General features: G+C 74.3%; 1 protein-coding gene. It reads left to right on the top strand.

The window, feature by feature from the left end:
* The first annotated feature begins 255 nt into the window (after positions 1–255).
* Complete coding sequence (locus ACWGIG_RS11405; protein WP_453321318.1) at positions 256–741, top strand: hypothetical protein; 486 nt, start codon at positions 256–258, stop codon at positions 739–741.
* Positions 742–816: the final 75 nt, after the last annotated feature.

Here is an 816-nt window from a genome sequence, read left to right as displayed (position 1 = left end):
CCAAAAGGTCGGTGCCCCGGCGGGCCCCCCCCGGGGGCCCCGGCCCGGGGGGGCCCCCCCGCCCCGTCCCGTCCGCGGCGGGCCGGCCCGCGCGTTCCAGGCCCGGCGGGCCCCTCCTGCGTCACCGCCTCCGGCCGCACCGCTCGGCCGACGGGACCGGTAAAGCGCGCCGCGAAGGGTTGACCGATGTCATGACCATGTCTATTTTCGCGTTACCGCCGGTAATGGACCGGCGCGAACGCGGAGGTACTCGCAATGCGTCTCATCTCCCCCCACAAGGTCGCCGGCGTGCTCGTGGGCGCGCTGGCCGTGGCCGCCCTGGCGGTCGGACCCGCCGGCGCGGCAGCGCAGGGCCAGGTCGACGGCACCATCGGAGCGGGTGACAAGTCGTGCAGCTGGACCGGCGGCGTCACCAGCGACACTGCGCCCAACAACCTCACCGTGGACCGCAGCACCATCAACTCGCCCGGCGGCAACCTGAGTTGTTCCGGGATCAGCGCGGCCCTCAACAACGATCCGGCGGTGACTTTCGACGACGGCGCGGGCACCCTCACGGCCGACGCCCTCGACGTCTCGGTCACGGTCGTCGGCGTCACCTGCCGCTACCGGTCCGGAGCGCTGACGGCACAGCGCGACGGCGGCACCCGCAGCTACTCGGCGACCGCCGACGTACCGCTGGCGGAGGGCGGCTTCCTCTGTCCGGCCAGCCAGACGGTCACGGCCACCCTGGCCTTCCGCTGACCGGAGGCCGGCCGGAACCCGCATGAGGCGCGGTGCGGGTACGCGCGACGAGAGCGGGCCCGGAGTCCTCAGGAC

The sequence above is a fragment of the Streptomyces sp. NPDC054863 genome (assembly GCF_053610825.1).
This window is presented reverse-complemented; position numbering and strand designations above follow the sequence as displayed.

What these genes read in the sequence shown, in the direction of transcription:
- ACWGIG_RS11405 (WP_453321318.1), top strand. Translation starts at nt 256, where the DNA reads ATGCGTCTCATCTCCCCCCACAAGGTCGCCGGCGTGCTCGTGGGCGCG.